Here is a 23,338-nt window from a genome sequence, read left to right as displayed (position 1 = left end):
TCAGTTGGCCACGCTGAGCGGCAACACGTTGCTCGCGCCGTGGCCGGTCGTCACCAGGACGTTGTAGGTGCCGGCGGCCATCGGAGGCATGGTGAACGTGAGGGACGTGGACGAGGTCGAGGTGATGTTCCCGAACTTCTGGGTGCCGGAGCCGATGTAGACGAGGGATGCCTCGTCGAGGTTTCTGCCCTTGACCACCATCGTGTCGCCGCCTGGTGCGTGCGCGTTACCGGCGAGGGACACGAGGACGGGAGCCGAGGCGGACACCGGGCCCCGTTGCGTCCACAGGCCGCTCATGGAGTTGGTCGACGAGAAGTAGAACTCCACGATCTGTCCCCTGGCCAGGGAGATGCTGCCGCCCGGGGCGCAGTCCAGGACGAGGCCGGTGCCCAGGGTGCCCGGGAGCCCTCTCCGGCAGTCGTGGAAGGTCAGGGGGTGCTCGCTGACATTGCAGACCGCGATCTCCTGCCCGTCGACGCCGGCCGGGAAAGTCGGCGTGGCGGTGATGTCGGCAGCGGAGTCGATCTTCCCCCGGTCGGCCACGAAGTTGAGGTTCCGCGAGGTGACCGGAATCCGTGTGGTCCAAGGACTCCTGTCGATGATCACCGCGGCTCCCCCGCTGGGCATGATGAGGGTACCCGTGTTCTTGAGGTTCAGGCTGGTCAGGGCGGGGATGTCAGTGGTGGTCGAATCCCCGATCGGGTGAAGGGCGCTGGCACCGGAGTCCGTGGTGTTGATGTCGGCCACGTAGCCGACGATCCCTGCGTTGTGGGCGGCAATCGTGCTGAACACCAGACGACGGTGAGCCGGCTGGCCGGCCCACATCGGCTGGTCGATCGTGATCCCCCGTGCCTGCGCCACGAAGACGCACGCGCCGAGGAAGACACCTTCGAAGTACGCGTGTGAGATCACGGTGTTGAACTGGAGGGCACTGGCGCCGGAAAGCGTTCCGACCACGATGCCGGCGAATCCGCAGAACTGGAATTCCTGGTGCTGCAGAAGCGGACCGTATGGGGAACGGCTCACGATTCCGCTTCCGGCGCACGACAGGAACGTCCCCGTGTCCATCCGCGCCCGGCTGTTGTCACCCGGGACGAGAGGGCCTGCGGCGGCCACGTCGAGCGCGTCGCTCCACCCGTCGCCTACCCCGATGGCGTAGGGCTGCCCGGAGAGGCTGGTCGACGGGGTGATCAGGGAGTCGACTTCGATCGTGGCATCGTCGACGATCCTGGCGATCTCCAGTTTCTGCAGCGAGCCGTCGGTGTCTCCGACGACGATGAAGTCTCCCGGCCGGGCAGGTATCGACCTGAACGCGGTGCCCGTTCCGGTGATCGTCTGGTTGCCGGCCTTGCAGGACACCGACCCCGCGGTCGGCACGATCGCCCTCATGTTGCCGTACCGGTGCGCAAGCGACGGCGAGCAGTACATCGTCCCGCACACGGTGGCGTTGAACTCCCGCACGTAGACGTTGTCGCTGTTCGCGGGTTCTCCGCTGTCACGCCTTCCGGCGACTCGACAACCGTCCTTGACGGCGCTGAACACCTGCACGTCGTCAAGGTGCAGCCGCGCTGCGGCCTGGAGGTAGAGGGCGTGGTCGGCAGCGCCCGAGCAGTGCAGGGTCACACCCTGGATCGTGACGTTGCCGGCGTCGACCGAGATGACCGACCGCATGGCGGTGTCAGCGGCCGAGATGCGGGTCCGATCGCCGGTCGGCGGAACCGCCCCCTCGCCGCGGATGGTCAGTCCGATGTCGTTGGCTCCGGGTATGGGAAGGGTCTCCAGTCTGATCTCCTCGGTGGTCTTGAAGTTCTGAGCAGGAAGGTAGACGCCGGTGGCGAGCGTCCTGGCCGCGCGAATCGTCGCGACGAGGTGCTCCGTGTCGTCCGCCTTGCCGCCGCCGACCGCCCCGAACCACTTGACGTTGAGCTCACCGCGGTCGCGCCGTCGGATCCAGCGGCCCCCGCGAGCCGGGCCCGTCGACGGCGCATTGGACGGGAAGGACACGCCTCCGTCCCCGACCGACCCGCCGCGGTCGTACGAGCCCGAGGTCTTGGCGGCGAGGGTGAACACGGTCGCCGTCAACGTCCCGACGGGCAGGTGGCTGCCGTTCAGCCTGAAGTCGCCCGTCTCGACCACGCCGGCGATGCAAGCGCGGCCGCCGGGCGCGAGTCCGTGCGGCGACGACGTGGTGACCGTGATGCTCGTCGCTCGGGCGTCGCCCGCCATGAGCGGGCCGTCGCCTCTGGAGCCGAGCAGGGTGAAGGAGTCCGGTGTGAGCGGGTCGACCGCGACCAGCCACCGCCCGTTGGCGCTCGTTCCGGCGACACCCTCGACGAGAACCGCTTGGCCGGTGGTGAAACGGTGACCGGGCGCCTTGATCACGATCGGTCCGGGTCTGGACGGGTCGGCCCCCGCCCCGGTGATCCGGACGGTACTGATCACTGCCGAGGTGATGTGCGTGGTGTCGAAGAAGAAGGTTCCGCCTCCCCCGTCGTGAGGGGTCTGGTAGCCGGCGACCTCGATGACGTCCCCGGGTTTCGGCGAAGTGACAGCCTGCATGGCGGTGATGCTGGCCTGACTGGAAACGGTCACGACAGATTCCTCCGGAGCCCGCCGCTGCACGAGCGCCGGTGTTCACTCAGGCTCGTCAGTCGGCCTTCGGCATCCCTCGTCCAGCGTACGACGGCACCAGAACGGCAACCAGTTGGGCAAACGCCGAGGACCAGCGGGGGCGGCGAGTGCGAGGGGAGCTCGAAGGCGGCGACCGGCAAGCAGTACGGACAGGCGCGGTGGACGCGTGGTGCGATCGTCAGCGTTGACGATCCGGCGGCGAGCACCGCCGCCGAGCACGTCCCCACCATCCCCTCGCTATACCCAACGGTGATCTCCGAGCCCTTGACGGAGTTTCTGTGAGCGTTAACACTCATGTAACGCCAGCCCAGAGCGGCACCCACCGGGGCCTCCAGCAGGGTTCACTCACCCCGCCGCCCGGTCGGCCGTACCGACCCCGGGCGAACCCGGCCCCCTCCCACCCCGGGCCGGCGCTCGGCCCCCGTTCGACCCGATCCGAGGCATGTGCCGAGGTCGCGCCGATCGCGGTATACCACTGGAGGAAGAGTGCGAAAGGTTTTGACGGGCCTCGCCGCTGCGGGCCTCGCCTTGGCCCTGACGGCCTGCGGCCAGAGCGCCAACGGTGTCGGTGACGGAGCCAAGGGCGGTGACGCCAAGGGCGGTCTCATCGGTATCGCGATGCCCACCAAGTCGTCGGAGCGCTGGATCAACGACGGCGACAACATGGTCAAGCAGTTCCAGGCCAAGGGCTACAAGACCGACTTGCAGTACGGCGACAACGTCGTCGAGAACCAGGTGTCGCAGATCGAAAACATGATCACGAAGGGTGCCAAGCTGCTGGTGGTCGCCGCCATCGACGGCTCCTCGCTCACGAACGTCCTCCACCGGGCCGCCGAGGCGAAGATCCCCGTGATCTCGTACGACCGCCTCATTCGCGGCACCGGCGACGTCGACTACTACGCGACCTTCGACAACTTCAAAGTCGGTGTGCTGCAAGGCACTTACATCGTCGACAAGCTGGACCTCGCGAGTGGCAAGGGCCCCTTCAACGTCGAGCTGTTCGCCGGCTCGCCGGACGACAACAACGCCACCTTCTTCTTCCAGGGCGCCATGAGCGTGCTCCAGCCGTACATCGACCAGAAGAAACTGGTCGTCCAGAGCGGCCAGACGGGCTTCAGCCAGGTCGCCACTCTGCGCTGGGACGGCGGTGTAGCCCAGTCCCGGATGGACAACCTGCTGAGCAAGTCGTACACCTCGGCCCGGGTCGACGCGGTGCTCTCCCCGTACGACGGCATCTCCATCGGCATCCTTTCCTCCCTCAAGGGAGTCGGCTACGGCGGCTCGGGCAAGGCGCTGCCGATCGTCACCGGCCAGGACGCCGAGCTGGCGTCGGTGAAATCCCTCATCGCGGGTGAGCAGACCCAGACCGTCTACAAGGACACCCGCGAGCTGGCCAAGGTCGCGGTTCAGATGGGCGACGCGCTGCTCACCGGCGGCAAGCCCGAGGTCAACGACACCAAGCAGTACCAGAACGGGGTCAAGGTCGTCCCGGCCTACTTGCTGCCGCCGGTCAGCGTCGACAAGGAGAACTACCGGAAGGTCCTGGTCGACGGCGGGCAGTACACCGCCGACCAGCTCAAGTAGCCGCCGGGCCCTGAACGCAGGGCCCCACCTAAGCCGGGCGCGTCCGGGCGGGGGAAGTCGACCTGACAGGCCCCCGCCCGTTCCGCCCCCGTCGAACGGACGCACCACCATGGCCGGACCCGTCCTCGAAATGCGTTCGATCAGCAAGTCCTTCCCCGGTGTCCAAGCGCTCTCCGAGGTCAACCTGAGCGTCGCCCACGGCGAAGTCCACGCCGTCTGCGGTGAGAACGGCGCCGGGAAGTCCACCCTGATGAAGGTGCTCAGCGGGGTCCACCCGCACGGCTCCTACGAGGGCGAAATCCTCTTCCAGGGCGCACCCTGCGCCTTCAAGGACATCCGGGCCAGCGAACAGCGCGGCATCGTGATCATCCATCAGGAACTCGCCCTGGTGCCGTACCTCTCCATCGCGGAGAACATCTTCCTCGGCAACGAGCACGCCAGCCGGGGCATCATCAGCTGGAACAAGACGCTCACCCACGCCACGTCGCTGCTGCGACGGGTCGGGCTGGACGAGAGCCCGCACACGCGGGTGGCGGACATCGGCGTGGGCAAGCAGCAGCTGGTCGAGATCGCCAAGGCGCTCGCGAAGGACGTCAAGCTGCTGATTCTGGACGAGCCCACGTCGGCGCTGAACGGCGAGGACAGCCGCAAGCTGCTCGACCTCACCCTGGAGCTCAAGGCCCAGGGGATCTCCTGCATCCTCATCTCGCACAAGCTGGACGAGATCGCCCAGGTCGCCGACTCGGTCACGATCCTGCGCGACGGCCGGACCATCGAGACCATCGCGGTCGACGCGGACGGCATCTCCGAGGACCGGATCATCCGGGGCATGGTCGGCCGCGATCTGGAGCACCGCTACCCCGAGCGCACTTCCGAGGCGGGCGACGTCGTCTTCGCCGTCGAGGGGTGGACGGTGCAGCACCCGATCGACCATCAGCGCAAGGTCGTCGACGGCGTGTCACTCCACGTGCGGCGCGGTGAGATCGTCGGGATCGCCGGCCTGATGGGTGCGGGCCGCACCGAGCTCGCGATGAGCGTCTTCGGCCGCTCGTACGGGCGCCATACGGGGGGCCGGGTGCTGCTGAACGGCACGGAGGTCCGCACCCGTACCGTCCCAGAAGCGATCGGCCACGGCCTCGCGTACGTCACCGAGGACCGGGGGCGCCTCGGGCTGAACCTGACGGAGGGCATCAGCCGCAACATCTCGCTGAGCGCGCTCGGCAAGGTCTCCCGGCGCGGCTGGGTGAGCGAGCACGAGGAGAACCGGGTCGCGGAGTCCTTCCGCACGAGCATGCGCATCAAGGCACCGTCGGTGTTCGCGCAGACCGGGAAGCTCAGCGGCGGCAACCAGCAGAAGGTCGTCCTCAGCAAGTGGATCTTCTCCGAGCCGGACGTGCTGATCCTCGACGAACCCACCCGGGGCATCGACATCGGCGCCAAGGCCGAGATCTACACGGTGATCGCCGAACTCGCGGCCCAGGGCAAGGCGGTGCTGATCATCTCCTCCGAACTCCCCGAGCTGCTCGGCATGTGCGACCGCATCTACACGATGGCCGAAGGCCGGCTCACCGGCGAGGTGGACCGCGCGGACGCGACCCAGGAATCACTCATGCGCCTCATGACCGTGAGCGCCGCGACCCAGAACGAGCAGGTGTAGGGCATGGCTCAGACGAAGACCACGGACACCACGGGCACGGACCTCAAGACGGCCCCGCCCGCGAAGCCCGGAGGCGGTGGCGGCCTCGGCCCGCTGCTGGCACGGGCCCTGCGCGGCAACATACGCCAGTACGGCATGCTGGTCGCGCTGGCGCTGATCGTCGCGGTGTTCCAGATCTGGACCGACGGCATCCTGCTCCAGCCGCTCAACATCACCAATCTGATCCAGCAGAACAGCTACATCCTGATCCTGGCCATCGGCATGATGATCGTGATCATCGCCGGGCACATCGACCTCTCGGTCGGTTCGCTGGCCGCCTTCGTAGGGGCCGCCGCGGCCGTGATGATGGTCCAGCACGACGTACCGTGGCCGCTCGCGCTGGCCGCCGCCCTGCTGATCGGCGCGGCCGCCGGGGCCTGGCAGGGGTTCTGGATCGCCTACGTGGGCATCCCGTCGTTCATCGTGACGCTGGCCGGCATGCTGCTGTTCCGCGGCGGGACGCAGATCGTGCTGCAGGGCCAGTCGGTGGCGCCCTTCCCGAAGGGCTTCCAGGAGATCAGCAGCGGCTTCCTGCCGGAGGTCGGCCCGCACACCGACTACCACAACCTCACCCTGCTGCTGGGGCTCAGCGTACTCGCGCTGGCTGTCCTCCAGGAGGTCCGGGGGCGCCGGCAAGCCGCCCGCTACGGCCTCGAAGTGCTCCCGCTGGGCTTCTTCCTGGCAAAGCTGGGTGCCATTGCGGCCGCGGTACTGGTGTTCACCCTGCTGCTGGCGAGCTACCACGGCTTCCCGATCGTGCTGCTGATCCTCGGCGTGCTGCTGGTCGCCTTCGGTTACCTGATGCGCAACTCCATCCTGGGCCGCCACACCTACGCGATCGGCGGCAACGAAGCCGCGGCGAAGCTGTCGGGCGTCAAAGGCAAGCGGATCGTCTTCCTCGCCTTCGTCAACATGGGGGTGCTGGCCGCGCTGGCCGGGATGGTCTTCGCGGCGCGCCTCAACGCGGGTACGCCGCAGGCCGGCATCAATTTCGAACTGGAGGCGATCGCCGCCGCGTTCATCGGCGGCGCCTCGGCCTCCGGCGGTGTCGGCACCGTGCTCGGCGCCATCATCGGCGGCCTGGTGCTCGGCGTGCTGAACAACGGCATGTCGCTGGTCGGCATCGGCACCGATTACCAGCAGGTCATCAAGGGCCTGGTGCTGCTCGCCGCGGTCGGGTTCGACGTCTACAACAAGCGCAAGGCCGGTTCCTGACCGGGTGCGTCCCCTCTCCGGCGCGTCCCCCTCGCGGGGGGGGCGCGCCGGCCCCGTTCCCACCGCCGGGACCGGGCCCGGGCAGGCGCGGTCGGTCGTGTCCACCACCGTGAGAGCGCCGGGGAAGCCGCCACGCTCGTGCCCCCGGCATGACGTCGGCCGCCGCCCCTCCCGGTCGGGAGGAGCGGCGGCCTGGGACCCAGTCGGTGTCAGAAGCCCTGGGCCAGGCGGTGGTACGCCTGGTTCCAGCGGATCTCCTTGGTGAACTGGCGGATCGTGGTGTCCGCGTCGATGACCAGCAGCTCGGTGGCGAGCATGTCGGCGAGGTCGGCGAGCTCCTCGGTCCCGATCGCGCCGGACAGCACGGTGTGGTGGGGCGCGCCGGCGGTCAGCCACGCCTCGGTCGAGGTGCGCAGGTTCGGTCGCGGCTGCCACACCGCACGCGCGACCGGGAGATGGGGCAGCGGTTCGAGGGGCTCGACCACGTCGATCTCGTTGACGACCATACGGAACCGGTCGCCCATGTCGGCCAGTCCTACCACGATGGCGGGCCCGGTCCGGGCGTCGAAGACGAGGCGGACCGGGTCCTCGCGGCCGCCGATGCCCAGCGGGTGGACCTCGCAGGACGGTACGTCCGACGCGATGGTCGGGCAGACCTCCAGCATGTGCGCGCCGAGGATCAGCTCCCGCCCCGGCTCCAGGTGGTAGGTGTAGTCCTCCATGAACGAGGTGCCTCCCACCAGCCCGGCGGACATCACCTTCAGCGTGCGCAGCAGGACGGAGGTCTTCCAGTCTCCTTCGCCGCCGAACCCGTAGCCGTCGGCCATCAGCCGCTGCACCGCCAGGCCGGGCAGCTGGCGAAGCCCTCCGAGGTCCTCGAAGTTCGTGGTGAAAGCCTGGAAGCCGCCGTCCGCCAGGAAGCCGCGCAGGCCGAGTTCGATACGGGCGGCGTACCGCAGCGACTCGTGCCGGTCCCCGTCCGCGCGGAGCTCGGGGGCGAGGCGGTAGGTGTCCTCGTACTCCTTGACCAGTTCGGTGATCTCGCCGTCGGCCGCCGCGTCGACCGCCTCCACCAGGTCGTTGACGCCGTAGGTGTTGACCGAGACGCCGAAGCGGAGCTGGGCCTCGACCTTGTCGCCCTCGGTCACCGCCACATCGCGCATGTTGTCGCCGAATCGCGCCAGCTTGAGGCCGCGCAGCTCGGCGCGGCCGGCGGCGGCCCGGGCCCAGGAGGCGATCCGGTCGGCGACCGAGGGGTCCGTGACGTGCCCGGCGACCGTCTTGCGTGCCACACCGAGCCGGGACTGGATGTGGCCGAACTCGCGGTCCCCGTGGGCCGCTTGGTTCAGGTTCATGAAGTCCATGTCGATCGATGCCCAGGGCAGTGCGGCATTGGCCTGGGTGTGCAGGTGGAGCAGCGGCTTGCGCAGTGCGTCCAGGCCCGAGATCCACATCTTCGCCGGGGAGAAGGTGTGCATCCATGCGATCAGGCCGATGCAGGCGTCGTCGGCGTTGGCGTCCAGGCAGACCCGTCGGATCGCGCCGGCATCGGTGAGCACGGGCTTCCAGACGATGTGGACCGGCATCCCGGGGGAGTCGCCGAGTGTCTCGGCGATCCGGCAGGACTGCACGGCGACCTGACGCAAGGTGTCCTCGCCGTAGAGCCCTTGGCTGCCGGTCAGGAACCAGACCTCGCGGCCCTCGATTGCCTTCAGTGCCTTCATGGGGGCGGGTGTCTCCTTAGCGGGCAGCGGGGCGCTGGCCGTACACGGTCCGGTAGCGGTGGTTGAGGCGGTCGATGTCGTCCTGCGCGATCGGCAGGGGTTCGCCGAGCTGGCGGGAGATGTGGACGGTGCGGGCGACGTCCTCGCACATCACGGCGGCCTTGACGGCGGCCTTGGCGTCCTTGCCGATGGTGAAGACGCCGTGGCTCTTCATCAGGACGGCGGGAGAGCGGTGGCCCTGGAGGGTTTCGACGATGCCCATGCCGATCGAGTCGTCACCGATCAGCGCGAAGGGGCCGACGGGGATCGCGGCGCCGAACTCGTCGGCCATGGCGGTCAGTACGCAGGGCACGGCCTCACCGCGCGCGGCCCAGGCGCTCGCGTACGTCGAATGGGTGTGGACCACTCCCCCGACCTCGGGCATGTGGCGGTAGACGTAGGCGTGCGCGGCGGTGTCCGAGGACGGGGAGTGATCGCCCTCGACAACGGTGCCGTCCAGGTCGCAGACGATCATGTTCCGGGGCGACAGTTCGTCGTACGGGACGCCGCTCGGCTTGATCACCAGCAGGTCCTTGCCGGGGACGCGGGCCGAGACGTTGCCCGCCGTCCAGACGACGAGGCCGTAGCGGACCAGCTCCTGGTGGAGCTCGCTGACCTGGCGGCGCATCAGGTCGATCGGAGAATTCATGGTCGGACCTCGCTCTTTCGGACGGCAGCGGCCGGGGCGGCGCCCGGGGTGGCTTTCGGATCGGCTTGCGCGGCGGTCAGCGCCGCGTTGCGCAGGGCGCGCAGGCGGTGGAGGAGCTTGTCGGGCCCGGTCCCGAAGTGGTCGTACAAGGCGCGGTACTCCGCGTAGAGGCAGTCGTACACGTCGGCGCGGGCGGTATCCGGCTGGTAGGCGCCGCGCCGCACCCGGCCCATGGCGGCGGCCGCGGTGCGTACGTCGGGGTGGGCGCCGGCGGCGACGGCGGCGTGGATGGCGGAGCCGAGGGCCGGGCCCTGGGCGGACTCTGCGAGGGAGACGGGGCGGCGCAGTACGTCGGCGTAGATCTGCATGAGCAGGGGGTTCTTCCTCAGTCCTCCGGTCACGACGAACTCGGTGACGGGGACGCCGCCCTGCTCCAGGGCGTCGACGATGGTGCGGGTGCCGAAGGCGGTGGCCTCCAGCAGCGCCCGGTAGACCTCCTCGGGGCGGGTGGCGAGCGTGAGGCCGACGATGACGCCGGAGAGGTGGTGGTCGACGAGGGTGGAGCGGTTGCCGTTCATCCAGTCGAGGGCGACCAGGCCGTGGCCGCCGACGGGTTGACCGGCGATCTTGCGGGAGAGCAGCTGGTGGAGGTCCTCGCCGGTGTTCTCGGCCTCGGCCAGGTAGTCGGCGGGTACGCCCTGGCGCAGCCACCAGGCGAAGATGTCACCGACCGCGCTCTGCCCTGCCTCGTAACCGTAGGCGCCTTCGATGATGCCGCCGTCGACGACTCCGCAGATGCCGGGGACGTCGGCGAGGACGGGGCCGTTGACGACGTGGCAGGTGGAGGTGCCCATGATGGCGAGGAGCTGCCCGTTCTCGACGGCCTGGGCGGCGGGGGCGGCGACATGGGCGTCGACGTTGCCGGCGGCGACGGCGATGCCCTCGGGCAGCCCGGTCCAGGCGGCGGCCTCGGCGGTCAGGGAGCCGGCCCGGGAGCCCAGGGGGGAGAGCGGGTGCTCCAGGCGGGTGCGCGCGAAGTCGGCGAAGCCGGGGTGCAGGGCGGCGAGGTAGTCCTCGCTCGGGTAGTGGCCGTCCTGGTGGATTCCCTTGTACCCCGCCGTGCAGGCGTTGCGGGTCTCGACGCCTGTCAGCTGCCAGACGATCCAGTCCGCGGCCTCGATCCAGCGCTCGGTGGCGGCGTAGGTCTCCGGGTCCTCCTCCAGCAGTTGGAGCGCCTTGGCGTACTGCCATTCGGCGGAGATCCTGCCGCCGTAACGGGGGAGCCACTTCTCGGCGCGCTGGCGGGCGAGGTGGTTGATCCGGTCGGCCTGGCTCTGGGCTGCGTGGTGCTTCCAGAGCTTGGGCCAGGCGTGCGGCCGCACGCCCAGCGCGGTCTCGGCGAGCGGGGTGCCGTCGGCCCGTACGGGCAGGACGGTGCAGGCGGTGAAGTCGGTGGCGATGCCGATGACGGCGGCCGGGTCTATGCCGCTCGCGGCCACCGCGGCGGGCACGGCGGTGCGCAGCACCTCGCGCCAGTCGTCGGGGTGCTGGAGGGCCCAGTCGGGCGGCAAGGTCCGGCCGGTGGTGGGGAGTTCGTGCTCGATGACGCCGTGGGGGTATGCGTGGACGGCGGAGCCGACCTCCTCGCCGTCGCGTACGCGGACCACCACGGCCCGGCCGGAGAGCGTGCCGAAGTCGACACCCACTACGTGGCTCTCCGCGGCCGGGGTGGGAGGGGTCACGGTCACTTCACATCCTTCGTACGGAGCGCCGGGAGGGCCGAAGGGCGCCGCCGGGTCACCCGCTCGGTGATTGTTAGCGTTCACAATTGCTGTGTCAAGGGTCAGCCGTCCCTCAGGCGATCAGACCTTGCGGCGGCCGACGATCAGGCGCTGGAGCAGGATGAAGACGAACAGCAGGCCGCCGACCACGATCCTGGTCCACCAGGAGCTGAGCGTGCCCTGGAAGCTGATGACGGTCTGGATGAGGCCGAGTACGAGCACCCCGAGCAGGGTTCCGAGCAGGTACCCGGACCCCCCGGTCAGGAGCGTCCCGCCGATCACCACGGCGGCGATCGCGTCCAGCTCCAGGCCCACTGCGTGGAGCCCGTAACCGGAGAGCATGTAGAAGGTCAGCAGCACTCCTCCGAGCGCCGAGCAGAAGCCGCTGACGGCGTATACGGCGATCTTCGTCCGCCCGACCGGGAGCCCCATCAGCCGGGCCGACTGCTCGTTGCCGCCCAACGCGTACACGTTCCGCCCCAGCCGGGTGTAGTGCAGGACCACGAAGGCGATCACCAGCACACCTACCGCGATCAGCACGCTCGGCGAGACGAACAGGCCCCCGGGCAGGGCGATCCGGGTCTGGGCGAAGGCCACGTAGGCCGGGTCCGTCAGGGAGATCGAGTCGATGCTGATCGTGTAACACAGGCCACGGGCCAGGAACATTCCGGCGAGCGTCACGATGAACGGCTGGATCTCGAAAGAGTGGATCACCCATCCCATCGCGAGCCCGGCACCCGTCCCCACCGCCAGGACCAACGGGATCACCAGCAGCGGCGGCCAGCCGTGCTGTTCCACCAGCCAAGCGGAGATCATCGTCGACAGCGCGGCCATCGCGCCGACCGACAGATCGATCCCTCCGGCCAGCACCACGAAGGTCATCCCGATGGCGACCACCAGCAGGAAGGCGTTGTCGATGAGCAGGTTGAGCAGCACCTGCCCGGAAAAGAAGCCTTCGTACTGGACGGATCCGGCGCTGAACATGGCCACCAGCAGGGCCGATGTGACCAGCAGCGGGACGTACGCGCGGCCACGGGCCGCCGCGATCGCGCTCATGCCCCCACCTCCGTGTTCTCGGGCGTCAACGGACGAGAGGCCGTGCCGCGCCCGGGCCGCGCCCGTCGGCGGGCGGCCTTGGCCCGGAAGGCGGGTGACTGGATCAGGCAGACCGCGATCACCACGAAGGCTTTGAAGACCAGGGTGGTCTCCGGCGGGATGCCGATGGTGTACACGGTGGTGGACAGGGTCTGGATGATCAGGGCGCCGATCACCGTGCCGCCGAGTGAGAACCGCCCACCGGTCAGTGAGGTGCCGCCCAGCACCACGGCCAAGATGGCGTCCAGCTCGATCCAGAGCCCGGCATTGTTGCCGTCCGCACTGGAGACGTTCGAGCTGATCATGAGCCCCGCGACCCCTGCGCACAGCGCGCTGAACAGGTACACCAGGCCGATCAGGCCGGTCGCCCGGATGCCGGCCAGGCGGCTGGCCACCGGGTTGCCGCCGACCGATTCCAGCAGCAGCCCGAGCGCGGTACGCCGGGTCAGCAGAGAGGTGAGCAGGACGACAGCGGCCGCGAACAGGATCGCGAACGGCATGGTGAGCCAGTAGCCGCCGCCGATCAGCTTGTAGGGCTCGCTGGTGACGGTGACGATCTGGCCGTCCGTCACCAGCTGGGCGACGCCGCGTCCGGCCACCATCAGGATGAGGGTGGCGATGATCGGCTGGACACCGACCCGGGCCACCAGTACGCCGTTGACCGCCCCGAGAACGAGGGCCACCCCGAGGGCGAGGGCGACGGCGCCGAGCACCGTTGCGGGGCTCGCCGGGTCGGCCGCCCCGCTGATGTGCAGGCAGGCCAGCGCGCCCGCGATGGCGACGGTGGAGCCGACCGAGAGGTCGATGCCGCTGGTCGCGATGACCAGCGTCATGCCGAGCGCCACCAGGATCAGCGGCGCGCCGAAGTGGAGGATGTCGATCAGGCTGCCGTACAGGTGCCCGTCCTTGATCCGGATCGCGAAGAAGTCCGGGGTGAACACCACGTTGGCCAGCAGCAGGGCGGCGAGCACCACGGCAGGCCAGAAGAGGCGGTGCTTGGTCATGACGGGGCCCCGCTCGCTATCGTCGCCATGATGCGCTCGGGGGTGAGCGAGCCGTCGTTCGGCAGCTCGGCCACCAGCCGGCGGTCGCGCAGCACGCCCACCCGGTGGCTGAGCCTCAGCACTTCCTCCAGCTCGGCCGAAATGAACAGCACCGACATGCCGTCCTGCGCCAACTCGGCCACCAGCTTCTGGATTTCGGCCTTGGCACCGATGTCGATGCCCCGGGTCGGCTCGTCGAGGATCAGCAGCCGGGGGTCGGTGATCAGCCAGCGTGCCAGCAGCACCTTCTGCTGGTTGCCTCCGCTGAGGTTGCGTACGAGCGTCTCGGGGTCGTCCGGTCGGACGTCCAGGGACCGGATCCAGCGCAGCGCGATCTCGTCCTGCCTGGCGCGGGAGAGCGGACGCAGCCAGCCGCGGGCCGCCTGCAAGGCGAGGACGATGTTCTCGCGAACCGTCAACTCACCGACCAGGCCCTCGGTCTTGCGGTCCTCCGAGCAGAAGGCGATCCCGTACGAGATCGCGGCGCGCGGTGTGGGCAGCGTGACGACGGCGTCCTCGATCCGCACCGAACCCTCGGTACTGCGGTCGGCACCGAACAGCAGGCGGGCCGCTTCGGTGCGGCCGGATCCGAGCAGACCGGCCAGGCCCACGACTTCCCCGGCCCTGATGGTGAGGTCGTACGGTTCGACCGCGCCGCTGCGCGCGAGGCCCTCGGCACGGAGGAACGGCGCGGCGTCGGCCTCGGCGTGGGGGCCGTGGCGGCCGGACAGGTCCTCCAGGCCGGCCAGTTCGCCGCCGATCATACGGGCGACGAGGTCGGCCTGGCTGAGCTCGCCGATCGCGTACTCGCCCTCGACCCTGCCGTCGCGCAGGATCGTCATCCGGTCGCAGATCTCGTAGATCTGTTCCAGGAAGTGGGAGACGAACAAGATCGCCACCCCCTGGTCGCGCAACCGGCGGAGCACGGTGAACAGTTGCCGCACCTCGTCACGGTCCAGGCTGGAGGTCGGCTCGTCCAGGATCAGCACTTTGGCCGAGACGTCCACCGCGCGGACGATCGCGACCAACTGCTGGATGGCGATCGAGTAGCTGTTCAGTGGGGCGCTGACGTCGACGTCGAGATCGAGGGAGGCAACCAGGCGTGCTGCGCGGGTGCGCAGCTCGGACCAGTGGACGAGTCCGAGGCGGCGTGGTTCCCGGCCGATGAAGATGTTCTCCGCGACCGAAAGGTTCGGGCAGAGGTTGACCTCCTGGTACACCGTGCTGATCCCGGCCCGCTGCGCCTGTAGCGGGCCGGTGATGCGCACGGGGCGGCCGTTCAGGACGATCTCGCCGCCGTCCGAGGCGTAGACGCCGGTGAGGACCTTGATCAGGGTGGACTTTCCGGCGCCGTTCTCGCCCATCAGGGCGTGGACATCGCCGGGGAAGAGCCGGAAGTCGACCCCGTCCAGTGCCACCACGCCGGGGAACTCCTTGCGGATCGCGTGTGCTTCCAGGACCGGTTGTCTTGCGGGGTGCGCAGGCATCCGCGTCTCCTTTCTTGGCCGGGACCGGGACCCGGACGGGACCGGGACCCGGACGGGACCGGGACCCGGACGGGACCGGGACCGGGACCGGGACCGGGACCGGGACGGCGGCCGCCCGGCAGGGGCCGGGCCGAGCAGCGCCTGGTCACCGGTCTGGTCAGTACTGGCGGGTCGGCAGGGCGGCAGCGGCCTGGTCCTGGGTGAAGACGCCCTCTTCGGTCTTGATCCGGCGCGGCACCTGCTCGCCGGCCTTGACCTTCTTGATCAGGTCCATCAGCTGGTCGCCGAGCAGGGGGTTGCACTCGACGAGGACGTTGATCTTGCCCTGGCTCATCGCGGTGAAGGCGTCCCTGACACCGTCGACCGAGATGATCTTGATGTCGGTGCCGGGCCTCTTGCCGGCCTCCTCGATGGCCTGGACGGCGCCGAGGGCCATGTCGTCGTTGTGCGCGTACAGCACGTCGATCTTCGGCTGGGATTTCAGGAAGGCCTGCATTACCTCCTTGCCCTTGGCACGCGTGAAGTCACCGGTCTGCGAAGCCGTGATCTTGAACTTGGCGTCGGTCTTGATGACGTCGGCGAAGCCCGACTTGCGGTCGTTGGCCGGGGCGGAGCCGGTGGTGCCCTGCAATTCCACGATGTTCACCGCGTCGCTTTTGCCCTGGTACTCCTTCACCAGCCAGTCGCCCGCCTTCTTGCCCTCCTCTACGAAGTCGGAGCCGAGAAAGGTGGCATAGAGCGACTCGTCCTTGGAGTCCACTGCCCGGTCCGTCAGTACGACCGGGATGTGCGCCGCCTTGGCCTCCTTGAGCACGGTGTCCCAGCCCGACTCGACCACCGGCGAGAAGGCGATGACATCAACCTTCTGCTGGATGAACGAGCGGATCGCCTTGATCTGGTTCTCCTGCTTCTGCTGGGCGTCGGAGAACTTCAGCGTGATCCCGGCCTTCTTGGCGGCGTCCTGGACGGACTTGGTGTTGGCGGTGCGCCACCCGCTCTCCGCGCCGACCTGGGAGAAGCCCACCGTGAGCTTGTGACCCGAACCCTTGCTGTCGGCCGCGCCGCCGCCCCCGGAACCGCAGGCGGACAGAACGGCGACCATGGTGGTGGCGGCGGCCAGGGCGGCCGCAGCTCTCTTGGACATCTTGGGATTCCTCTCGGGTGGGGAGGCCGCTGCCGACGCTTGTGACGGCGCGCTTGACGGACCGCCACGGATGGACCGACCGCGGACGGGCCGACAGGGCAGCGCCGGTCGGCGCGGGAGGTGCGGGAACACCGTCGGGGCGATGGGCGCCCGGTGCGGCTGGTGCGGGCGGAGGTGCAGGTGGAAGTGCAGGGAGGCAGTCGGTCAGCGGTCCGGTCCGCGTCGTTCGTGTGAGAGATTGTTAACGCTCACAATTGGGCGGACAAGAGGGTCGCCGTGCCGTTACCCAATCTTGACCCGGCCCTCGCGCGACCCGAGCCCGGACCGTCGTCGGCGGACTGCCGACTACCGGCGCGCCACCGTGCCCGCACTGCGGCGCAGCACCATCTCCGGGGAGATCAGCACGTGGCTGCGGGCATGGCCGACGCCGGTCAGCTCCTCCACCAGCAACTCAAGGGCGCGGCGTCCCAGCTCGCCGAAGTCCTGACGCACGGTGGTCAGCGGCGGGGCGAAGTACGCGGCCTCCGGGATGTCGTCGAAGCCGACCACGCTGATGTCGCCCGGAATCGCGCGGCCCGCTTCATGGAACGCGCGAAGCAGGCCGAGGGCCATGTGGTCGTTGGCGCAGAAGACCGCCGTGACGAGGGGATCCTCGGCGATCCGCAGGCCGGCCTCGTACCCGGACCTCGCGCTCCAGTCACCGGTCTGCACCGGCGGCACCTCGGCGCCGCAGGCCTCGAGGGCCTTGCGCCAGCCGTCCTGCCGGGTCTTGGTCTCCATCCAGCCGGACGGGCCGGCGACGTGGTGGACCGTGGCGTGCCCGAGGTCGAGCAGGTGCCGGGTGGCGGCCAGCGCGCCCGACTCGTTGTCGACGGCGACCATCGGCACCCGGGACTGACTGCCCGACCCGACCGCGACCACCGGCACCGCGCTGGACAGTTTCCCCACCGCACTCACCGCCGAGATCTGCGGGGCGATGACGACGATGCCCTCCACGCCCTGGTCACGGAGCCGGTCCACCGCTTCCTGCACGGAGCGGCTGTCCAGCGAACGCAGGCTCGCGACGCTGACGAAGTACCCGGCACTGCGCGCGGCCTGCTCGATCCCGTCCAGCATCGACGCGGGCCCGTAGAGCGCGCTGCCGAAACTGACGACACCGAGGGTCCGGGAGCGGCGGGTGACCAGCGCACGGGCTGCCGAGTTGGGGCGGTAGTCCAGTTCGCGGATGGCGGCGAGCACCCGGTCCCGGGTGTCGGGCCGGACGTGCGGTGCACCGTTCAGCACCCGCGATACGGTCTGGTGGGACACCCCGGCCACCCGTGCCACGTCCGCCATCACAGGCTGGCGGGACTCCGGCTCGGTGCTTGCAGTTCCCACTCAAGGCCCCCTCGTCGGTCTATCGGTGCCCATCGGCTGCCGGTCGGTGTCTGCGGGTGACGGCGTTCGGCGGGCCGACCGTTCTCGGGATCCGGCCGGTCAGGCACGCGGGCCGCGCAGACACTACGACTGTCTCATGAGTGCTGACGAGAGTGTATTTGTTCGCGATCACGCGGCAACCGGCGCGCGGCGAGACGGGCGGTCACGCGCCCGGCCGCGGCATGATGACCGACCGGCTCGCGCGCGGAGGCGGGTCAGTGGCGGCGCCGTCGCCTCCTTGCGGCCTGTGCGCAGCGCTTTCGCTCCGGTCCGGCGCGCGCCCGAGTCGGCCCGACCTCCGGCGCACCCTCCGCGCCCACATCCAGGCGCGACCTGTTGAAGGGCAGCGGGGTGCCGGAGCACGCCGCCGAGGTTCGCCGACCGGTCGGCACTGACCCCGCCCACCAACTCCGGGTGGACCGGGCCGAGACCTGCACCTGTGCATCTGCACGGCGCGATCTCCGCCGGACGCAGACGCAGCGCGTGCGTTTCTCAGACGGTTTCGGCGGGCGCGACGGACAGGTCAGGTCGGGTCAGCGGACCAGCAGCCGGCGCAGCCGGGACCTGGCGTCCGGAAGCGTCCCGACCCGGTCCGTGAGAGCCACACGCTCGGGAAGGCAGACGCTACGGCCCCCCACCACGCGCGGAGCTCATCCTGCGCGCCGCCGGAGACGGCGCCCGGGCTCCGTGACGGGATGTGGCCGCCGGGGTCGAAGCCGGTCCCCTTGGGTCGGCCGGCGCCGCCCCCGCGAGGACCGGGCACCCGACCGCAACCCGACGTCCGGACCTCCCCGGTGTGCGAGCGAAGGGTTGACGGACGGGCTGGGGTGGCCCGGGGGACCGTGCGCCGTCCCCGGCCGGTGCCTGAGGGCGCGCTGCCACTCGGGCGGAACACGACGGCTCCCCGCTGCGCGCGAGGAACGTCCACCCCATTGATGCCAGGATGCGGAGTACGTCCGCCGACGTCGCACGCAATGGCAACCTCCTGCCTCCCTGAGGAGATCCCGTGAACGACACGCCCCGCCGGATTCTGGTGACCGGTTCCACCGACGGTCTGGGACGAGCCGCAGCGCGTTCGCTGCTGTCAGCGGGGCACGAGGTGGTGGTGCACGCGCGCAGTGAGGAACGCGCGGCCGGCCTTGGACCACTGCTGGAGCAAGGGGCGGGCATCGTGGTCGGCGACTTCACCGACCGCGACGCCGTACGGCGCGTCGCCGCGGCGCTGAACGACGCACCGGCCCTCCATGCGGTCATCCACAACGCCGGCGTGTGGAGCGGCCGGGCGGTCATGCCGGTCAACGTCGTCGCGCCGTACCTGCTCACGGCCCTGCTGGGTGCACCGCGACGGCTGGTGTACCTGAGCAGTGGCTCGCATTTCGGCGGCCGCCCCCGCTCCTCGCTGGACGACATCGACTGGGGCGGCGAGCACGCGGGCTCGTACGCGGACAGCAAACTGTTCGTCACGACGCTCGCCGCCGCGGTGGCGCGCCTGCGTCCCGGGGTGCTGAGCAACGCCGTGGATCCGGGCTGGGTGCCGACGAAGATGGGAGGCCCCAACGCCCCGGACGACCTCGAGCTCGGCCACCGGACGCAGGCGTGGCTGGCGTCGAGCGACGATTCCGAGGCCCTGACGAGTGGTGGGTACTGGTATCACCGTCAGCGGCGGGAACCGCACGAAGCAGTCCACGACCACGGGTTCCAAGACCGCCTCCTACGGGCGCTGGCGCGTGAAACGGGAGTTCCCCTGTGAGCTGTCCGGCCGGGTGCTGTGACCAAGGGAGCGTGGTGGTCGCCTGCCCCGACGCACTGGCGCCGCTACGCTGCACCGCATGATCAACTCATCTGCGAGGGGTGACGACACCGGAGTCGCGATAGCCGCGGCAGGCGCCGGAGCGGAGGTGGTGCGCAGCATGTACGGCCGGCGTCTGACCCGCATCGACAAGGGCGCGGGCGATTTCGCCACCGCCGCCGACATCGAGGCGGAGAAGGCGATCCTCGGCGTGATCCGGGCCGCCCGGCCCGATGACGCGATACTGGGCGAGGAGGGCGGCGAGCAGGGCGCCGCCGAGGCCGCGCGCCAGTGGCTGGTGGATCCGCTGTGCGGCACGCTGAACTACGCCGTCGGCAACATGCTGGTGGCCGTGAACGTGGCGCTGCGCGGCGGGGCGGCGGCCGTTGCCGACCCGTTCAGCGGGGAGGTCTTCTTCACCGACGGCGAGCGGGCCACGGTGCGACGCGGCGGGGTGGACACGCAGCTGGCGCCCACGTCGGCCACCCGGCTGGTGGACGTCAATCTGGATCCGCCGTTCCCGAGCGCGCCCGGCCTGCGGGCCGTCGACCTGCTGGCCCACCCCCTGTTCGTCGACCGGTTCCGGCCGCGGGTGGTCTCCACGACGCTCGCTCTGGCCTGGGTCGCCGCCGGCAAGCGTGCCGCGTACGTCACCGATGGCGGCGACCTGTCCGGAAGCGTTCACTTCGCCGCCGGCATCGCCCTGTGCCGGGCCGCCGGCTGTGTGGTCACCGGGATCGACGGCGCACCGGTCGGGGAGGCAGGCCGCGGACTCGTCGCGGCCGCCGACCCCGAAACCCACGACCTGCTGATGTCGCTGATCGGCGACGGCCGAGGCTAGTACTGCAATCTGTCCGGCTCCCGGAGCGGCCCGGGGGTCCCGTCCCGACCCTATTCGAGCGCTGCACCACCCGAGTTGTGACAGGTGATCGTCTTCCTGATCAGGTTTCCGCCGTCGGTCTCGATCGACGTCTGTTCCTCCTGACCCGCGCCGAACAGCAGGGCGCCGCCCGGGCATCGCACGGCCGGGTGTACCTGGGCGCCTACGGCCGTGGCGTGGTGTACGGCGATCCTTCCTGACCTGAGTTGCTCCGTGGGCGGCGGGCCCGGTGCGGAAGGGGCCGGCCCGCCGCCTACGGGAAGAAATCGGAATCGGTACGCCACGCCGAACCGGCAACCCTTTCGGCTTCCGTGGCCACTGAGTAGCGCGATCTCGACTTGATCCAGCGAACGGATGGGCATGAGGGCAATGACGCACGCCGTCCCGGTCGGCCCCGCGCACCCACGCGGCTCGGCCCCGGCAAAGAGACCTTCGCCGAAGTCGACGGCCCCACGCCGGCCGGTGTCCGGTGCGCACGGACGTGATCGCGCCGCTCGCCGGCTCGCCGCCGGATGTCCGCCCAAGGGGGGCCACCACCATGCCGGTACGGGAGACATTGCTACTCTCACGCCCACCGTTAACGCTCACATTGCAGGGAGAGGGCGCCCGGGGAAGATGCTCCTCGATGACACGTCCGCGGAGTTCCACGACTTCTTCGAACTCCACTACGCCGAACTCTCGCGCCTCGCCCACCTCCTGACCGGTGAGACGGACGCGGCCGACGACCTCGCCGCGGACGCCCTGATCGCCCTGTGGCAATGCTGGGACCGGCTCCGCGCCTCCGATCACCCGCTCGCCTACGCCCGCGGGGTGGTCGCCAACATGGCCCGGGAGCGGATCCGCGGTGCGGTGCGCGAGCGGCGCCGGATCGCACTCTTCTGGGCCCGCAGTCCGCAGAAGGTGGAGGGCCCCGACGTAGCGGCCGTGATGGACGTCCGCGCGGCGCTCGCCCGCCTGCCGTTCCGCAAGCGGGCGTGCGTGGTGCTGCGCCACGCCCTCGACCTGTCCGAGAAGGACACCGCGCAGGCTCTGGGCATTTCGATCGGCACGGTGAAGAGCCAGACCTCGAAGGGAATGGCCGAGCTGGAACGCGTACTCGACGTGCGAGCGGTCAGAACATAGGTGGCAGGGACGAGGAGTCGGTGAACGGGCACCCCGCCTCGGACGCCGGCAACCGTCACTCCCCCGCGGACCACGCCCCGCCAGCGCTCCACATCAACCCCAGGTCGAACGGACTGTCCACATGCCCCTTTGGCTCACCGCACTCACCGCTCTTGCCGGCTGGACCCTCGCGGCGACGGCCCTGGGTCTTGTCTTGGCCCGTCACATCCACCGCACTCCCCCGCAGAGCCCACTCGGCACCCCGCGCACTGCCCTCCGCCGCGGTGCGCTCCGGAACGAGTCAGACCGTCGATCCGTTCCGGGAAGGTGCGCGGACCGCGCACCTTCCCGAACGAGCCCGTTAGGTCAGCGGGGCAACCGCGTTGCGGCGCGGCTCGGGTCTACCCGAGGTTCCGGTGCTGGTTGGCGCCGCCACTGGAGTCCGCTACCTGCACCCTGGCGCCGTTGGTACCCTGCCCGCCCGGCACGTCCAGCGCCCGGCCGGAGGCGACGCCGGTGAGCGTGTACACCGTGCCGAGACGATGCCGCCCGCGGTCCCGCCATGGGCGGCGCGGGCGTTGAGCGCGGCCGGTAAGCCTGCGAGGAAGATCATCGACAGCACGGCGGCCGGCCGTGACCGCCGGCCACGTCGCCGCACGGTGGATACGGGCAGCCGCCATGCCGCTATCGGCCGGCGGTGGTTGCGCCCGCCACGGTCAGTACGCCCGCGCCCGTGGACTTGGTGAGCTTGGCGGGCAGACCGTTCGCCGGCTCCAGGCCCGCGGTCAGCTTCGGCGTCCAGTTCACGGCCGTTGCGATCTTCTTGCCGGAGTGCTCGGCGTTGTACGCGCCGACGAGGTCGGTCACTGTGCCGTTGACCAGGTTGCCGCTGCCCGCCACCGCGCCGGTGCCGTCCCCACTGAGCAGTTGCGAGGCCTTCCGCCCGTCGGAAAGGACCCAGTAGTTGTTCTGGGCGACTACCTGCGCTTTGGCCCGCGAGTTGATGCTGTAACTGTGGGCGTAGCCGTTGAGCGTCGCCGTTTCGTAGTAGTTGTCGTACAGGTGGATCTGCCCGACCCGGGCGAGCGGGGCACGCTGGACGATTCCCTGGAACAGATTGTGATGGAGCGTCACCCGCAGCTTGGTGTCCTTGTCGCTGCTGCCGATGAGCATGGTCTTGTCGTGATTGGTGAACCTGTTGTACTCGACGGTCACGAGGTCGGAGGCGTTGGTGATGTCCAGGGCGCCGTCGTGGACCTGGTACTCCCGGCCGAAGTAGGAGGGGTTCGAGCTGTCGTAGTGCGGGCCGTCGCCGAAGGTGTTGTGGTCGGCCCAGACGTGGGTGGAGCGGCGCACTGACACCGCGTCGTACTGGGAGTTCCAGTTCCCCGTGGAACCGTCTGTCGGATCCCACTGGGGAAAGCAGTCACGGGTGTCGCTGAAGACGAGGTTACGGATGATGACGTCGTCCGCGTTGCTCACCTGGAGGCTGCCGCCGACGATCGTCGCGCCGGAGCCGGGCACGCCGACGATCGTGGTTTTGGAGGGAACGCTCAGGACGACTCGTCCGGCCTGCCGGGCTTGCGCGGCGGCACGCGCCGATTCCTGTGCGCCGGAGGGCAGCTTGGAGCGGCCCCAGGCGGCCGGGTCGTAGGCCTTCAGGTACGAGTTCAGCGAGTAGCCCGTGCCGGCTGCGTAGTCGGCGCAGGTGAGGGGCTTGCCGGAGTCGTCGGTGTTCATGTTGATCGCGCCCTTGACCTGGATGATCCTCGGCGCTCCCTCGGGGCCGGCCTTGAGGGCCTTCGCCAGCTCGGCGCGGGTCGAGACGGTGGAGGTGTGCGCCGCGTCTGCGGCGTGGCCGCCGGTGGTGCCCGAGCCACTGGCGGCCCAGCCGTCGTCGGCGGGCAGCACCGCGTGCGCGAGGTCGACGGTGGCGGCGCCCGCGCTCATGGTCAGCGGCACGGCCGCGAGACCGGCAGCCACGAGGGAGGCGGCGCCGATCAGGGCCAGACGTTTGCGGGCGGGCGAGCGGCGGTGCGATGAAGCAGACACGTGATGTCAATC

At 69.8% G+C, this 23,338-nt stretch carries 17 protein-coding genes; 6 read left to right on the top strand and 11 right to left on the bottom strand.

Annotated features, from left to right (window positions below):
- On the bottom strand, positions 1-2,592 hold the full coding sequence (locus tag IE207_RS20620; RefSeq protein ID WP_190185739.1) for an IPT/TIG domain-containing protein: 2,592 nt from the start codon (positions 2,590-2,592) through the stop codon (positions 1-3).
- 525 nt (positions 2,593-3,117) lie between these two features.
- On the opposite strand from IE207_RS20620, the gene chvE reads away from it, so the two are divergent.
- From chvE to mmsB, 3 genes are all read left to right on the top strand, one after another.
- Entirely contained in the window at positions 3,118-4,215 is a 1,098-nt protein-coding gene (chvE, locus tag IE207_RS20615) for a multiple monosaccharide ABC transporter substrate-binding protein (RefSeq protein ID WP_229873848.1), read from the top strand.
- Between the two features lie 109 nt (positions 4,216-4,324).
- Entirely contained in the window at positions 4,325-5,872 is a 1,548-nt protein-coding gene (mmsA, locus tag IE207_RS20610) for a multiple monosaccharide ABC transporter ATP-binding protein (RefSeq protein ID WP_190185738.1), read from the top strand.
- 3 nt (positions 5,873-5,875) lie between these two features.
- Positions 5,876-7,126: a multiple monosaccharide ABC transporter permease gene (gene mmsB / locus IE207_RS20605; protein WP_190185737.1), complete on the top strand. Its 1,251-nt coding sequence runs from the start codon at positions 5,876-5,878 to the stop codon at positions 7,124-7,126.
- A gap of 209 nt (positions 7,127-7,335) precedes the next feature.
- On the opposite strand, the gene araA is transcribed toward mmsB, so the two are convergent.
- The 8 genes from araA to IE207_RS20565 form a co-directional block, all read right to left on the bottom strand.
- Entirely contained in the window at positions 7,336-8,850 is a 1,515-nt protein-coding gene (gene araA / locus IE207_RS20600) for an L-arabinose isomerase (RefSeq protein ID WP_190185736.1), read from the bottom strand.
- 16 nt (positions 8,851-8,866) lie between these two features.
- On the bottom strand, positions 8,867-9,538 hold the full coding sequence (locus IE207_RS20595; protein WP_190185735.1) for an L-ribulose-5-phosphate 4-epimerase: 672 nt from the start codon (positions 9,536-9,538) through the stop codon (positions 8,867-8,869).
- Positions 9,535-11,286 carry a ribulokinase gene (locus tag IE207_RS20590; RefSeq protein ID WP_190185734.1) on the bottom strand — a complete coding sequence of 584 codons (1,752 nt, stop codon included), beginning with the start codon at positions 11,284-11,286 and terminating at the stop codon, positions 9,535-9,537. The genes IE207_RS20595 and IE207_RS20590 overlap by 4 nt, the downstream gene beginning before the upstream one ends.
- A gap of 114 nt (positions 11,287-11,400) precedes the next feature.
- Positions 11,401-12,375 (bottom strand): galactofuranose ABC transporter, permease protein YjfF, encoded by a 975-nt coding sequence (gene yjfF / locus IE207_RS20585; RefSeq protein WP_190185733.1) that lies wholly within the window; start codon positions 12,373-12,375, stop codon positions 11,401-11,403.
- Positions 12,372-13,418, bottom strand: a complete 1,047-nt coding sequence (locus tag IE207_RS20580) for an ABC transporter permease (protein WP_190185732.1) — start codon at positions 13,416-13,418, stop codon at positions 12,372-12,374. Before IE207_RS20580 ends, yjfF begins: the two co-directional genes overlap by 4 nt.
- Positions 13,415-14,944: a sugar ABC transporter ATP-binding protein gene (locus tag IE207_RS20575; RefSeq protein ID WP_190185731.1), complete on the bottom strand. Its 1,530-nt coding sequence runs from the start codon at positions 14,942-14,944 to the stop codon at positions 13,415-13,417. The genes IE207_RS20580 and IE207_RS20575 overlap by 4 nt, the downstream gene beginning before the upstream one ends.
- Positions 14,945-15,101: 157 nt before the next feature.
- Positions 15,102-16,088, bottom strand: coding sequence for an ABC transporter substrate-binding protein (locus IE207_RS20570; protein WP_190185730.1), 987 nt, complete (start codon positions 16,086-16,088; stop codon positions 15,102-15,104).
- 345 nt (positions 16,089-16,433) lie between these two features.
- The gene (locus IE207_RS20565; protein ID WP_190185896.1) at positions 16,434-17,423 is read right to left on the bottom strand and encodes a LacI family DNA-binding transcriptional regulator; all 990 of its coding nucleotides are present in this window, start codon (positions 17,421-17,423) and stop codon (positions 16,434-16,436) included.
- Positions 17,424-18,510: 1,087 nt separating this feature from the next.
- Here IE207_RS20565 and IE207_RS20560 point away from each other — a divergent pair.
- The 3 genes from IE207_RS20560 to IE207_RS20550 all read left to right on the top strand — a co-directional run bounded on the left by IE207_RS20560 (position 18,511) and on the right by IE207_RS20550 (position 21,295).
- On the top strand, positions 18,511-19,254 hold the full coding sequence (locus tag IE207_RS20560) for an SDR family NAD(P)-dependent oxidoreductase (protein WP_190185729.1): 744 nt from the start codon (positions 18,511-18,513) through the stop codon (positions 19,252-19,254).
- A gap of 79 nt (positions 19,255-19,333) precedes the next feature.
- Positions 19,334-20,134, top strand: a complete 801-nt coding sequence (locus tag IE207_RS20555; protein WP_190185728.1) for an inositol monophosphatase family protein — start codon at positions 19,334-19,336, stop codon at positions 20,132-20,134.
- Between the two features lie 654 nt (positions 20,135-20,788).
- On the top strand, positions 20,789-21,295 hold the full coding sequence (locus IE207_RS20550) for a SigE family RNA polymerase sigma factor (protein WP_190185727.1): 507 nt from the start codon (positions 20,789-20,791) through the stop codon (positions 21,293-21,295).
- A gap of 380 nt (positions 21,296-21,675) precedes the next feature.
- Here IE207_RS20550 and IE207_RS33270 read toward each other — a convergent pair whose 3' ends face one another.
- Both IE207_RS33270 and IE207_RS20540 read right to left on the bottom strand, forming a co-directional pair.
- Complete coding sequence (locus tag IE207_RS33270) at positions 21,676-21,804, bottom strand: RICIN domain-containing protein (RefSeq protein WP_229873847.1); 129 nt, start codon at positions 21,802-21,804, stop codon at positions 21,676-21,678.
- 154 nt (positions 21,805-21,958) lie between these two features.
- Positions 21,959-23,326 carry a pectate lyase family protein gene (locus IE207_RS20540; RefSeq protein WP_190185725.1) on the bottom strand — a complete coding sequence of 456 codons (1,368 nt, stop codon included), beginning with the start codon at positions 23,324-23,326 and terminating at the stop codon, positions 21,959-21,961.
- Positions 23,327-23,338: the final 12 nt, after the last annotated feature.

Origin of the sequence: Streptomyces cirratus, assembly GCF_014650775.1 — a bacterium.
Lineage (GTDB): Bacteria > Actinomycetota > Actinomycetes > Streptomycetales > Streptomycetaceae > Streptomyces > Streptomyces cirratus.
The sequence above is the reverse complement of the archived record's forward strand: the minus strand, read 5'-3'. Positions and strand labels throughout refer to the sequence as shown.